This window comes from Mesorhizobium sp. M2A.F.Ca.ET.067.02.1.1 (genome assembly GCF_004023285.1).
In the GTDB taxonomy this organism is placed as follows: Bacteria; Pseudomonadota; Alphaproteobacteria; order Rhizobiales; family Rhizobiaceae; genus Mesorhizobium.
This window is the reverse complement of the sequence record NZ_RZSB01000086.1, coordinates 1-12,572: the sequence shown is the minus strand read 5'-3', so window position 1 is coordinate 12,572 and position 12,572 is coordinate 1. Positions and strand designations below refer to the sequence as shown.

Genomic DNA, 12,572 nt, shown 5'->3' with positions numbered 1-12,572 from the left:
CTTGGGGGGAGATTGGCAGCTTTGGCGACGGCGCTCGTCTTGCAAACGTCTGTGATTGGCGAAGGCCGTCGTGACGGCTGATCTCCCCCCTTGAGGGGGAGATGTCCGGCAGGACAGAGAGGGGGCGAAGGAACGCGGCGTTTCTCTTTCTCAGGCCGCGCTGCCGTTGCCTATCTCACCACCAGCACCGGAATCTCGGTCAGCGACACACTTCCGCCGTCTGGCTGCCCAGTACCAGCCGGCCCAGCCCGCGGCGGCCGTGCGAGGCCATGACGATGATGTCGCTGCCCTCGCCGGCGGCGACCTCGAGGATCGCCTCGGCGGGGGTGCGGTTCTCGATATGCAGGGTCTTCGCGCCGACGCCCTTCGCATCGGCCTCGGCCTTGCACTTGCCGAGCAGTTCGCTTGCATATTTGCGCGCGCTCTCCTCGTAATTGACCAGCTCGTCGGCGGCGACATAGCCAGCCATGGCGCCGCCCCAGGCCAGCGCCGGGAACGGCTCGGAGACGGTGGCGAAGGCCACGGTGGCGCCGAGGCCCTTGGCCAGCTCCAGCCCGTGGGCGACGCCCTTCTGGGCGAGTTCGGAGCCGTCGGTGGCGATGAGGATTTTCTTGTACATGGTGGCGATCCCTCTTTTGCGGGGCGCCGCGCGCGCCCAAGTGGCGGGAGCCTGAACGCTCAGGCCTGATCTCGATATAGTCAGCCTATCAGGCCCGCCACAGGGGCCAGTTTGATGCGGATCAAGGCCAGGCGGCAGAGACGATTGCGCCAGTGGGGGCGTGAAATCGCCGGCGGCGCTCCCCCTCACCCAGCCTCCGCTTCGCTCGGCTGACCTCTCCCCCAGGGAAGAGGAGATTGTCAGCGCCGGTGCCCACCTCTTCTCCCCGCCGGGGAGAAGGTGGCCGCGTAGCGGCCGGATGAGGGGCTGCGCCGACCTATGCGATTGCCTCAACAGCCCGCCCCCCATCACAAGAACTTGTTCGGTCACACACTCTTCACACTGACCATGGATATGCCGCGCCGGCTTGGCGTATCGTACCCGCAAAGCCTCGAACAGGAGCAGCGACCATGGCAGGCGACCCGAAGGCATCCGCGCAAATCCAGGCCGACAACGAGAACGACGTCGCCGGCGAATATCTCGAGGCGGAAACCGTGCCGGAGGATGCGCAGGCAGCCGCCGACGAGATCCTCGAGGCGCCGGAGGTGCCGGATTCCGAGCCGCACGCCGAACCGCATGTTCCCGGCACGGCCCGGATCAAGCCCAAGAAGAAACCCTCGGCGATATCGGGGCGCAAATTCCGCAAGCGCGACCTGGTGCGCATCGATGATCTCAGGCCCAGCCTCGCCGACCGCATCCGCTCCGACCATCCCGACCTGCCGCGCGGCGCCCGCATCAGCCGCGAGGAGCTCGGCCGCTACCGCATGCGCTACATGGAGGAGCTGCTGCAGCAGGAGCATGGCGAATTCTCCGAGCTCGACCGCCAGGTGGTGGAATCGATCGCCAAGCAGGACACGATCTCTGAGAACTCGGAAGAGGAATATGAGGAGCACCGCTCCTTCCCGGACCGCGTTTCCGACACCATGGCCGAGTTCGGCGGCAGCTGGTGGTTCCTGATCTCCTTCGCGGCGGTGCTTTTGCTGTGGATCGGCATCAACCTGGTCGCCGGCGCGACCAGCGCCTTCGACCCCTACCCGTTCATCCTGCTCAACCTGGTGTTGTCCTGCATCGCCGCCATCCAGGCGCCGGTGATCATGATGAGCCAGAAGCGCCAGGAAGCCAAAGACCGGCTGCGCTCCTTCAACGATTACCGGGTGAACCTGAAGGCCGAGCTGGAAGTGCGCCACCTGCACGAAAAGCTCGACTACCTCATCTCGCGCCAATGGCAGCGCCTGGCCGAAATGCAGCAGATGCAGCTCGACGCCATGCACGAGCTGACCGCGGCGAAGAAGGTGAAACGCGCGACGCGGGCGGTGCGGCGGAAGACGGCGAAGGTGGGGGTGGAGGGTTAGGCCAGTTCCTCGCCCCACGCAGTGGGGAGAGGTGGCTCGGGCGAAGCCCGAGACGGAGAGGGGAGCGCCCTCTCCGACAGCCATCCGTCAGACAATCACCCCACCAGCCCACCACACAATCCCCATTTGCCCGTTGAAGCGTGCTGCGGCTTCCGCTAAGAAGCCGTGGCTGGCCGGCTCACCGGCCGGTTCGTTTTCCGGTTCTCCCGGGAAGCACCCGTAGCTCAGCTGGATAGAGCGCTGCCCTCCGAAGGCAGAGGTCACAAGTTCGAATCTTGTCGGGTGCGCCAATTTCCAATTGCAGGACAAGAACTTAGCGCCACACCTTGCTTAGCTGAAACGCGTTCAGGCTGAGCGGCGTAAGCGCTGAGAACCTGAGCTTGAGGGAGCCATGTCGCCGCAAACCCGCAGATTCGGGCAAATGAGCGTGAAAGCATCAGCTTCCAATGGACGAGTTAAGAAATAGAAGGTTGAGCGCTGCCCACGTGAGCAACGCTCAACTTGATCGAAAATGGGGTCGGACACGGACAGTCGGCTTTCGGGGCGGCTAGCCAGAGGGCGGAATCGGTGGCCCGGCGAAGAGGTGCTATTCCGCAGGTTGCTACCTCAGCGGGAGTTGCACCCATGATCTGTTCTCCTGTAATTCACATCGCCAATGGGCCGCCGCCAAGCGGCCCATTCTGGGCTTGTTTATCGCATCTGGCTCATGGTGATCCGGTCGACCATGCGGCCGCCGAACCATTTGCGGATAGCGATCATGGGCTTGACGGATTTGCCGGCAGCGTAACGGGTCTTGCGCGCCCGGACGGCCTTCCCTGGGTGAGGACTCGTCGATATCGAATGTCCCCCGATCACCTCGGCATTCCGCTCGGTGGCAGCAGTCGCTTCAGAGCAGCGATGCGGAAGGGTGCATTGACGGCGCCGTAGCCCTTGTAGCCTTTTCGTCGCTCGACGACCTCGAAGAAAAGGCCCTCGCCATAGTTTTGGCTGTAGAGCTGGAAATACTCGCCGGTCTCGTCCCGGTCGTAGAGGATGTTACCGGCCCGCAAGCGGTTCGTCAGATCGGGATCCAGGCCCAGGCGGGCTTCAAGGTCATCGTAGTAATTCGCCGAGATTTCCAACGCGTGGAAGCCAAGCAGTTTCAACCGAGCCGCCGTGACAAAAATATCATCGCAGGCGAAGGCGATGTGCTGAATGCCGGAGCCAAAGCTATCGGCGATGAAACGGCCCGCCAGCGTCTTGCGGCTTTCGGCGCCGTTGAGCGTGAGCCGCAGTCCGCCATCTGAGCCCTCGACGACCTGGCTTCGCACCAGACCGCTCGGATCGACGACGTCGACCACTGGCAATTTTCGAGTTCGGAAGATGGAGGTGTAGAAAAGGAGCCAGGTGAGCATCTCCTCATAGTTCATCGTCTGGGCGGCATGATCGATACCGACGAGGCCGCAGCCCGTGTCGCCTGTTTGCGGCAGCGGATCGAATTCGACGTCCCAGACTTTGGCGAGCGTATCGTCGACGAAATAGATAACACCGCCGCCAACGCCGCGGATGGCGGGAATAGAGAATTCGCCCGGACCGCGCTGCTCGGAGAAGGTCTCCGCGCCAAGCGCCCTTGCCCGCGCCACCGTCGCCGCGGCATCGGCAACCCTCAGCCCCATCGCATAGGCGTTGGTTCCGTGCACGACATAGGAGGAATGGGCAAAACCATCGTGTCCGGTGTTGATGACGATGTTGACGCCACGGTGGCCACCTTGCCGCCAGACGGTCACGTCGCGGTTCTTGTGGCGGGCGGACAGCGAAAAGCCCATGGTCGAGAGAAGCGCCGCCAGTTCTTCGCCTTCCTGCTCGTTGGCCGCGAACTCGATGAATTCGATGCCCGAAACGCCGATGCGGTCCGGCATCTCCGGCGGATCGATTGCAATTCCAGGCTCGGCACGGCGCACCTGGTCCATCAGGTAGATAAGCGAGCGCCTTCCATCCATGGCGATCGACTTCGGCGAGCCGCCACGGAACTGGTCGTTGAATATCTCCAGGGACAAAGGCCCGTCGTAGCCTGTCGCCGCTACCGCCCGCATGAAGTCGATGACCGGCAAGTCGCCCTCTCCCGGCATGTTGCGGAAATGGCGGCTCCAATAGAGCAGGTCCATGTCGATCAGAGGTGCGTCGGCAAGCTGCACGATGAAGATGCGGTCCCCGGGGATGGCGCGGATGGTCCCGACGTCGGTCTTTCTCGCCAGTGTGTGGAAGGAATCGAGGATGAGGCCGATGCTCGGATGGTCCGCGCGGCGCACGATCTCCCATGCGTCGCGGTGGTCGTTGATATGGCGCCCCCAAGCCAGCGCTTCGTAGCCGACGCGCAGGCCCCGGCGCGCCGCGCGCTCGCCCAGTTCGCGGAAGTCGGCGGCGGCCCGGTCTATGCCGCCAAGCGCCATTGGCGAGACGTTGGAGCAGACAACCATCAGGTCGGTGCCGAGTTCCCGCATCAGGTCGAACTTGCGTTCGGCCCTGTCGAAGGCGTGCTGTCTTTGCGGCTCCGGCAATCCTTCGAAATCACGGAATGGCTGGAAGACCGTAATTTCCAGCCCATGATCGCGAACCATGCGTCCCACTTCGGCCGGCGTTCCGTCGAAAGCCAGGAAGTCGTTCTCGAAGATCTCCACGCCATCGAATCCGGCCGCGGCTATGGCCGCGAGCTTTTCGCGAAGGTCGCCGCTGATCGAGACGGTGGCGATGGAGGTCTTCATCGTCGTTGGCGCGTCAAAGGAGCGCGATGGCACGCGTTGGTCCACCAGTCGCGCCCTTAACCTTCGGAATGCCGAGAAAAAGACGTGCGCCGGCTTCCGGGATCGCATCGAGATTAGTCAGGCACTCCACGCCCCAACGGCCGCTGCCCAGCCATTCGTAGTGGACTGGAAAAGCTCCGCTCGAGTTTAAGCCGGTGTCGAGCGAGAGGGTATCGACGCCGATACCCTTCACCTTGCGTTCGTTGATCAGAAACTGCGCGGCCTCTACATGAAAACCAGGGGTGTGGTTCTTCTTCTGGTCGTCTCTGCCAGCGAATTTTGGATCGCCGACCAGCTTGTGCCAGCCGGAGTTCATCACCACGCAGCAGCCTTCCGGCAGGGGACCGTTCTTCGATTCCCAGGCCTGGATGTCGTCCGGGGTCAAAGCGGTGTCCGCATTCTCGGCTGCACGCGCTGCGATATTGATGACGGCGACCGGGACGATCAGGTCCGCAATCGGGATCAGATCCGCCGTCATTCCATCTGCGGAGAAGTGGATCGGCGCGTCCATATGCGTGCCACTATGCTCGACGATCGTCCAGCGATTGAGGTTCACCTTATCCTTGGCAAAGGTGACGAGATGTTCGACGGTGAACCATTTCTCACCGCTGAAGGTCGGAAAGCCCTCATAGAGCGCATGCGAGAGGTCGACCGTATCGGTGAAACTGATCGGCGACGCCTGGGCTGGCGGCACTGCCGGAAGCGCGGCGACCGCCGCCGCGCCAAGCCCAAGTGTAAATCCGGCTTTGAGCAAGCCTCTGCGCGTCGCATTTTCGCAGATCGAGTGAAGGCATCCTGGAGGGCACATGCGATTTCTCCTTCCCCTTTGATGGTTAAAAGTCATGCCGGTCTATACTAACCAGTTCGTTCATTCGCCCGTTTCCGCGAGCGGGTGATGGAGCCGCTATGCGTCGATCAATTCCTTCAGCGATTTCACGGCAGTCGCATATCCGCGAGGTCCGAGACCGGCGATGACAGCGGTCGCGACCTTCGAGACCAGCGAGCGGTGATAGATTTCCTCGCGCCGGTGGATGTTGGAAATATGCAGCTCGACGATCGGCCCGGCGAACATCTTCAGCGCGTCGAGAATGGCGATCGAGGTGAAAGAAAAGCCAGCCGGATTGATGATGATGCCGGCGCCGTCGTCGATCGCCTGGTGGATCCAGTTGACGATCTCGCCCTCGAAATTGGACTGGTGGAAGCGGAGCGGATGTTCGCCGGCCGCCTCGCGGCACATAGCCTCGATCTCCGCGAGCGTCGTCCTGCCGTAGATCTCAGGTTCGCGTGTGCCGAGGCGGTTGAGGTTCGGGCCATTGATCACAAAGATTGATTTCATTCCGAAGCTCCCTGTCACCCCTGATAGCCGAGCAAGCGCGGTAGCCAGAGCACAAGCCCCGGAAAGAAGGTGATCAGCGCCAGCGAGCCGATCATTGCCCCGAGGAAAGGCAGTACATTGCGCACCAGGTCCCTAAATGGCACTTCGGCGATCCTGGCCATGATGAAGAGCAGCAGGCCATAAGGCGGCGTGACGAGGCCAAGCATGATGTTGACGACGACCACCACGCCGAAATGCACCAGATCGATGCCCAGCGCCCGCGCAGTCGGGATGAGCACCGGCACGATGACCAGCAGGATGGTTGTTCCCTCCAGCACGCAGCCCAGCAGCAAAAGCAGGATGTTGACGAGGATCAGGAAGCCTGTGGGCGATAGCTGCCAGGCCTGCAGCAACGCGCTCACCGACTGCGGGATGTTCTCGACGGTCACCACATAGTTGAACACCAGCGCACCGCCGATCAACATGCCGATCGAGGCGCTGGTGCGGGCGCTCACCAGCACCGAGCGGTAGAAATCGGCGAAACTCACGCTGCGATAGAGGACGACTGAGACCAGCAAGGCGTAGGCGCCGGCGACGGCGGCCGCCTCCGTCGGCGTGGTTGCGCCGCTGTAGATGCCGCCCAGCAACACCACCGGCATCATCAGCGAGGGCAACGCCTGCCAGGTGATGCGCGGCATCTCGCGCAGCGGCGTCGGCGGTTCGACCGGAAAGCCGCGGACGCGCGCATGATAGGCGACGATGGTCATCTGACCCGCCGCCATCAGCAAGCCGGGCACCACGCCGCCGAGGAAGAGGTAGCCGATCGAGGCGTCGGAGACGAGGGCGTAGACTACCATCGGGATCGAGGGCGGGATGATCGGTCCGATCACCGCCGTCGCGGCGGAGAGCGCGGCGGCGTAGCTCGGCGGGTATTTGCCGTCCTTGGTCATCATCTTCTGCATCAGCTTGCCGGGCCCGGCGGCGTCGGCGATAGCCGAGCCCGACATGCCGGCAAAGATGATCGCCTGGACAACGTTGACGAAAGCGAGGCCGCCGCGAAAGCGGCCGACAATGGCATTGCAGAATCGAAGCAGCCGCTCGGTCATCGAGCCGATGTTCATAAGTTCGGCCGCCAGCACGAAAAGGGGCACGGCGAGGATGATGTAGTTGGCATACATGCCGTTCAGCAACTGTTCGGCAACTGTGCCCATGTCGAGCCCGGCAAGCAGCAGATAAAGGATCGAGCCGGCGATCATGGCATGGCCGATCGGCAGACCGAGAAACGCCAGTGTCGTGATCGCGATGACCGACAGGGAGAAGGGGCTGGCGAGGTTCACGTGCCGGACCCCATCTGTGTCCGGCTTTTCAGGCGCCGGACCGAAGGCTGCCTGCCAAGAAAGCCACAGGTAGCGCATGAGGGTCGCGACGGCAAAGACAAGATAGATCGAGAAGAGCCAGTCGAAGCGGAACTTCAGGTAGGCGGTGTGCTCGACCTTCATGAAGGTCACGTAATCGAACACCGCTGGCAACGAGATCGTGTAGAGCACGATGAGCGCCACGGCCGCCGTCATGAACATGACGCGGCGGATGCCTGGTCCTGCCGATGCGTAGAAGAGGTCGAAGCGGATCTCTTCTTCCTCCCGGATCACGAAGGCGGCGCCCCAGAGCACCAGCCAAATCCACAGCATCACACTGAGCTCGTTGGTCCATCCGATCGGGAAATTCAGCAGATAGCGAAAGACGATCTGCAGGATGAACGTGGCAAACATCAGCGCCATCATGGCGGCCAGCACGGCCTCCGCGAGGCGATAGAGTCGGCCGGCGATTTCGCGCGGATTGGCGTTCAAGATTGGTCCCTCACGGCGGCGGCGTGGCGGCGCCGGCTCCACGGTATTCACCCTGGAGCCGGATCGGTTCAGAGCGCGTTGATTTTCTCCAGCATGCCGGCCGGCCAGTCTTTCGCCAGGTCGGACGCCAGATACTGCTCTTGCACGTGCTTGCGGAAGGCGGCGACGTCTGGCTCATAGAGCTTCAGCCCCTTGCCTTTGAAAAACTCGACCAATTCCTTTTCCCGTGCCAGATGCTTGCCGGTCGAGAACTCGATTGCCGCGTCGGCCGCGGCCTGGAGCCGCCCCTGCTTGTCGGCTCCCATCTCGTCCCACACCTTCTTGGAGACGGCCAGAAGATCGAAGCCGACGAGATGCGACGTCAGCACGATCTGTGACATCACCTCGTAGAATTTCATGTTCTCGACATTCGGCAGCGGATTGTCCTGCCCGTCGATCGCACCGGTCTGCAGGCCTGTATAGACTTCGGCATAGGCCATCGGGGTCGGGTTGGCGCCCAGCGCCTTGCCGAGGAACTGCCAGGCGTCGCCGCCAGGCATCCTGAGCTTGACGCCGGCCAGGTCGGCCGGTGTCTTGACCTCCCTGTCGGGCTTGAGGCCCAACTGGCGCACACCGAAGTAGGTAGGCCCGAGCACCTTTATGCCGAGCTGGTCTTCAGTCATCTTCTTCAGCTCCGCGCCCGTCTCGCTTGCGAAGAATTTCCTCATATGGCCGGCGTCTCTGAACAGATAACCCGCGGTGACGATGGACCATGCCGGGATCTGCTTGGAGACGTCCTGCGGGGCGATGTTGCCCATTTCGAGGTTGCCGCGCTGCATGGCGACAAGCTCGGTCCCCTGCTTGAAGAGGTTGCCGCCGTAGTAGCCTTCGAAGGTGAAGTCGTCCTTGATGGCGTCGGCGAATTTTTTCATCATCTCGGCGCGGATGTCCTGCTCGGAGAACACCGCCGAGAAGCGCAGCTTCGGCTTGTCCTGCGCAAAGGCCGGAAAGGCCGCGGCGGCCGCTATGGCACCGGTGCCGACAAGAAACTGGCGTCGGTTTGCGTTGAAAGTCATATTATCCTCCCTGTTCTATTCCCTTGTTCCTGATTGCGTCAGTCGCCGCTCGCCGAATGCGGAACGGGCGTGTCGCCGAAGGCGTCGAATGCTGCCCGCATTCGATCGATGTCGGGCACGATGCCGGTGAAAAGCTCGAAGGCCCGCGCCGCCTGATGGACCGCCATGCTCTCGCCGCTCAGCGTGCGGCAGCCACGCCGCCGCGCCTCGGAGAGCAGCTCTGTCTCCAGAGGGAAGTAGACGATGTCGGCAACCCAGCAATCCGGCCTTAGCAGCGCTGGATGGAGGGGGATACCAGGCAGCTTGGCCATGCCGACCGGCGTCGCATTGACGATCCCGTCGACCCGCGCCGCTGCCGTGACGGAGTCGGAGGCAACCGTCACGCGGTTGGCGCCAAACCGAGACGTCAGCTCTGCGGCGAGCGCGGCCGCCTTGGCTTCCTCGATATCGAAGAGCCGCAACTGCCCGACGCCGCTTTCGAGAAGGGCTTGAGCAACCGCGGCGCCCGCTCCGCCTGCGCCAAGCAGCAAAACGGTATCGCGCTCCGCATTCGCCATCTCGAGCCGGAAGCTCTCTTTGAAACCCCAGAAGTCGGTGTTGTGCCCGATGCGGCGCCCGCCGCTGAAAACGACCGTGTTGACAGATCCGATCCTTTCCGCCGCCTCCGACAATTCGTCGAGCAGCGGAATGATCTCCTGCTTGTAGGGAAATGTGACGTTCAGCCCGTCGAAGCCGAAATGCTCGGCGAAGGCGAGTATGTCGTCCAGCCGCAGGGCGCCGTCGCCCATGTGATCGGCGTCGAGCAGGCGATAGATGTAGGCGATCCCTCGCGCCCTCCCCTCGGCTTCATGCATTGCCGGCGTTCGCGATAGCTGAATGCCACGCCCGATCAAGCCGACCAGAATGCGCCGCGGATCGGCGGCGGCATGCCGATCGGCCTCGAAGCTGGCGGAAACTGATGCCAATCCGACCTCCCGATGCCGCCATGCCACTGGCAAGGTCCTCCCGGCGTCACCAGAACTTTGTACCGTACGGTTAATTTCGTCAACAACTTTGTACGAAACGGTTAATTTGCAAACAACCCGCGCTAGGGTAACCCTGCGGTGGGAGAATTGGGCCTATCATGGACGAAAAACCGGCAAGCGGGCGAAGCGGCTGGAAGCAGGATCCGGCGGGCGTGCGCAAGAACATTCTTGCCGTGGCGATGACGGAGTTTGCCGCCAACGGCCTCTCGGGCGCGCGCATCGACGAGATCGCGGCCAAGACGAACACGTCGAAGCGCATGATTTACTATTATTTCGGCGACAAGGAGGGACTGTACGGCAAGGTTCTGGAAGAGGCCTACCGGGAGGTCCGCGCCGGCGAACAGGAACTCGAGCTTGAAGATCTGCCGCCGCTCGAAGCGCTGACGAGACTGGCCGAGTTCACTTTCGAACACCACAGCCGACATCCGGACTTCATCCGTATCGTCATGATCGAAAACATTCACCACGCCGAATATATGGGGCAGTCGGAGCTGATAAGCCTGCTCAATGCAGGCGCCATCCAGAAGCTGGAGGCGATCTGCCGGCGCGGCCGCGAAGCGGCCCTGTTTCGTGACGACGTGACGCCGCTCGAACTGCACTGGCACATCAGCGCGATGAGCTTCTTCAACGTCTCGAACCGTGCCACCTTCTCGCGCATTTTCGGCCACGATCTGTTTGACGCAAGAGGCCAGGATGCGTTAAAGCGGCATATGGTCGAAATGGTTGTCGGCCTCGCGCTCAAGCGGGACCGGCGACGACTTCGCTGAGTCCTAATGTCTGCGCGATGGTACGGCAGAATGCTACCAAAGCGAGTTCATCGCCGACAACGTACGTAGCGCCAAGATCGTCATCTCCCGGCGCCGGCCGCGTCGATGAGATCGCGGTGATCTCGGCCGAACGGTACAGCGCCCAGGCCGGGGCCGACGTCGTTCGCGACTATCTTCAGAATACGCACGCCAAGGACAGGGTCGATGTTCCCATGTGCGAGAACGACATCCTGGCCATTGGTGCGCTCGACGAAATCCGGGGCCAGTTTGGGCTGCGCGTGCCGCAGGGCATGGCCATTGTCGGTTTCGACAACTACGAGCTTGGCGGAGCTTACGCCTATGGCCTTGCCACTTACGCCCCGCACAGCTTCCTCCTTCATCACGGCGGTACCCCAACGTCGCGGGCCAGACACGAATGGTGTCTGGCCCCTTCGAGTTGGCGAGCTTGACCTCGTGGTCGCCGCCGCAAGCTTCCGCGCCAAGGCGGCGCCGATGTTGCCCCCCCAATAATTCCTATCTTCATGGGATGTCCTGTCGTGCGTAAACCGCCGCCACGTCAGACCGGCAGGCCAAGCTGCTTTCGCAGGCTCTTGTCGAATGCGGATGCGGGGACGAAGTGGCGCAGGACACTGACCTGGCGCGCCATTTTTCCCGCCGCATAGCGCCGCTTCGGCGTAGGGTCGGTCGCGGCCGCCAGAACGGTATTGGCGACCACTTCGGGCGTATCGCCTTTTTCCATCGCCTTCCGCACGGCTACGGCCATGCCGGCACGCGCGGCGTCATAGATGTCGAGCACCTGGTCAGGTCTGGCCAGATTGCCTTCGAACGACGTTTGGGTATAGGCCGGCTCGACCAATGCGACGCGAATTCCGAACGGCCGCAGTTCGTGGTCGAGCGATTCCGAATAGCCTTCAACGGCATGTTTGGTCGACGAATAAAGCGCGAAATAGGGAGCGGGGATGAATCCCTGCACCGAGCTCAGGTTCACGATCCTGCCCTTTCCCTGACGTCGCATGGTCGGCAGCACCGCGTTGGTCATTCGGATGACGCCGAAGACATTCACGTCGAACAAAGCCTGGGCCTGCGCGGTCGACGATTCTTCCGCGCCGCCAAGCAGGCCCAGGCCGGCATTGTTGACGAGCAGGTCGATGCGCCCCGCCTCGGCCAGCACCTCGTCGACCAGCTTAGCCACGGATGCGTCGTCGGTCACGTCGCAGGTTAGCATGGCAATGCAGTCGGATTTCTTGGAGACCGCGCGACGGCTGGTTCCGAACACGCGAAAGCCCGCACTCTGCAGGGCCTTGGCTGTCACTTGCCCGATGCCGGAGGATGCCCCTGTGACGATGGCGACGCCAGGATTGGTCTTATTCATGGAGATCACTTTCTTGGGGTTGGATTGGAGCAGCGAGAAGTCTGGAGCGAAAGCGTCAGTCGGGAGCGGCTCGACCGTTCGCGCCGTCTCCGTCCCAGCGCCGGAACAGCACGCTGGCATTGACGCCTCCGAAGCCGAAACCGTTGGCGATCGCGTAGTCCATCTCCATCGACCGGGCCTTGTTTGCCACGAAGTCTATTCCGTCGGCCGCCGGATCGGGCGCACTCAGATTGAGAGTCGGCGGTGCCACCTGATCCCTGAGCGCCAGGATCGTGAAGATCGCGCCAAGCCCGCCGGCCGCCCCGAGCAGGTGTCCGGTCGCCGACTTGGTTCCGCTGACGGCGATCGAGAAATCCGCGCCGAAGACGCTTTTGATCGCTTCGATTTCGCCCAGGTCGCCC

Annotated in this window: 9 protein-coding genes, 1 tRNA gene and 4 pseudogenes; 4 read left to right on the top strand and 10 right to left on the bottom strand. The window is 62.6% G+C overall.

The annotated features are described in order from the left end of the window. Window positions 1-170 precede the first annotated feature (170 nt). Window positions 171-619 (bottom strand): annotated as a pseudogene (locus EOA28_RS09770) (universal stress protein). 449 nt (window positions 620-1,068) lie between these two features. On the opposite strand from EOA28_RS09770, the gene EOA28_RS09765 reads away from it, so the two are divergent. Both EOA28_RS09765 and EOA28_RS09760 read left to right on the top strand, forming a co-directional pair. Next, window positions 1,069-2,010 (top strand): DUF1003 domain-containing protein, encoded by a 942-nt coding sequence (locus EOA28_RS09765; protein ID WP_127252245.1) that lies wholly within the window; start codon window positions 1,069-1,071, stop codon window positions 2,008-2,010. A gap of 213 nt (window positions 2,011-2,223) precedes the next feature. Then, window positions 2,224-2,300: transfer RNA gene (locus tag EOA28_RS09760), tRNA-Arg, on the top strand. Between the two features lie 561 nt (window positions 2,301-2,861). On the opposite strand, the gene EOA28_RS09750 is transcribed toward EOA28_RS09760, so the two are convergent. From EOA28_RS09750 to EOA28_RS09725, 7 genes and pseudogenes are all read right to left on the bottom strand, one after another. Beyond that, window positions 2,862-4,751: a sugar phosphate isomerase/epimerase and 4-hydroxyphenylpyruvate domain-containing protein gene (locus tag EOA28_RS09750; protein ID WP_127252246.1), complete on the bottom strand. Its 1,890-nt coding sequence runs from the start codon at window positions 4,749-4,751 to the stop codon at window positions 2,862-2,864. A gap of 13 nt (window positions 4,752-4,764) precedes the next feature. After that, on the bottom strand, window positions 4,765-5,544 hold the full coding sequence (locus EOA28_RS09745) for a cyclase family protein (RefSeq protein ID WP_210212008.1): 780 nt from the start codon (window positions 5,542-5,544) through the stop codon (window positions 4,765-4,767). Window positions 5,545-5,694: 150 nt separating this feature from the next. Beyond that, window positions 5,695-6,126: a type II 3-dehydroquinate dehydratase gene (locus EOA28_RS09740; protein WP_127252247.1), complete on the bottom strand. Its 432-nt coding sequence runs from the start codon at window positions 6,124-6,126 to the stop codon at window positions 5,695-5,697. Between the two features lie 14 nt (window positions 6,127-6,140). Then, window positions 6,141-7,442 (bottom strand): TRAP transporter large permease, encoded by a 1,302-nt coding sequence (locus EOA28_RS09735; RefSeq protein ID WP_245463468.1) that lies wholly within the window; start codon window positions 7,440-7,442, stop codon window positions 6,141-6,143. Window positions 7,443-7,520: 78 nt separating this feature from the next. Then, window positions 7,521-7,874 (bottom strand): annotated as a pseudogene (locus tag EOA28_RS40110) (TRAP transporter small permease subunit); the annotation flags it as partial. Window positions 7,875-8,020: 146 nt separating this feature from the next. Beyond that, window positions 8,021-9,007, bottom strand: coding sequence for a TRAP transporter substrate-binding protein DctP (gene dctP / locus EOA28_RS09730; protein WP_127386467.1), 987 nt, complete (start codon window positions 9,005-9,007; stop codon window positions 8,021-8,023). A gap of 38 nt (window positions 9,008-9,045) precedes the next feature. Then, on the bottom strand, window positions 9,046-9,972 hold the full coding sequence (locus EOA28_RS09725) for a shikimate dehydrogenase (protein ID WP_210214931.1): 927 nt from the start codon (window positions 9,970-9,972) through the stop codon (window positions 9,046-9,048). Window positions 9,973-10,130: 158 nt separating this feature from the next. On the opposite strand from EOA28_RS09725, the gene EOA28_RS09720 reads away from it, so the two are divergent. Beyond that, window positions 10,131-10,799, top strand: a complete 669-nt coding sequence (locus EOA28_RS09720) for a TetR/AcrR family transcriptional regulator (RefSeq protein ID WP_127251884.1) — start codon at window positions 10,131-10,133, stop codon at window positions 10,797-10,799. 107 nt (window positions 10,800-10,906) lie between these two features. Further along, window positions 10,907-11,155: pseudogene (locus EOA28_RS09715) on the top strand (substrate-binding domain-containing protein); the annotation flags it as partial. 200 nt (window positions 11,156-11,355) lie between these two features. Here the strand turns inward: EOA28_RS09715 and EOA28_RS09710 are convergent. Continuing rightward, window positions 11,356-12,171 (bottom strand): oxidoreductase, encoded by an 816-nt coding sequence (locus EOA28_RS09710; RefSeq protein ID WP_128314853.1) that lies wholly within the window; start codon window positions 12,169-12,171, stop codon window positions 11,356-11,358. A gap of 55 nt (window positions 12,172-12,226) precedes the next feature. Beyond that, window positions 12,227-12,572 (bottom strand): annotated as a pseudogene (locus tag EOA28_RS09705) (beta-ketoacyl-[acyl-carrier-protein] synthase II); the annotation flags it as partial.

What these genes read in the sequence shown, in the direction of transcription:
- EOA28_RS09765 (WP_127252245.1), top strand. Translation starts at nt 1,069, where the DNA reads ATGGCAGGCGACCCGAAGGCATCCGCGCAAATCCAGGCCGACAACGAG.
- EOA28_RS09750 (WP_127252246.1), bottom strand. Translation starts at nt 4,751, where the DNA reads ATGAAGACCTCCATCGCCACCGTCTCGATCAGCGGCGACCTTCGCGAA.
- EOA28_RS09740 (WP_127252247.1), bottom strand. Translation starts at nt 6,126, where the DNA reads ATGAAATCAATCTTTGTGATCAATGGCCCGAACCTCAACCGCCTCGGC.
- dctP (WP_127386467.1), bottom strand. Translation starts at nt 9,007, where the DNA reads ATGACTTTCAACGCAAACCGACGCCAGTTTCTTGTCGGCACCGGTGCC.
- EOA28_RS09720 (WP_127251884.1), top strand. Translation starts at nt 10,131, where the DNA reads ATGGACGAAAAACCGGCAAGCGGGCGAAGCGGCTGGAAGCAGGATCCG.
- EOA28_RS09710 (WP_128314853.1), bottom strand. Translation starts at nt 12,171, where the DNA reads ATGAATAAGACCAATCCTGGCGTCGCCATCGTCACAGGGGCATCCTCC.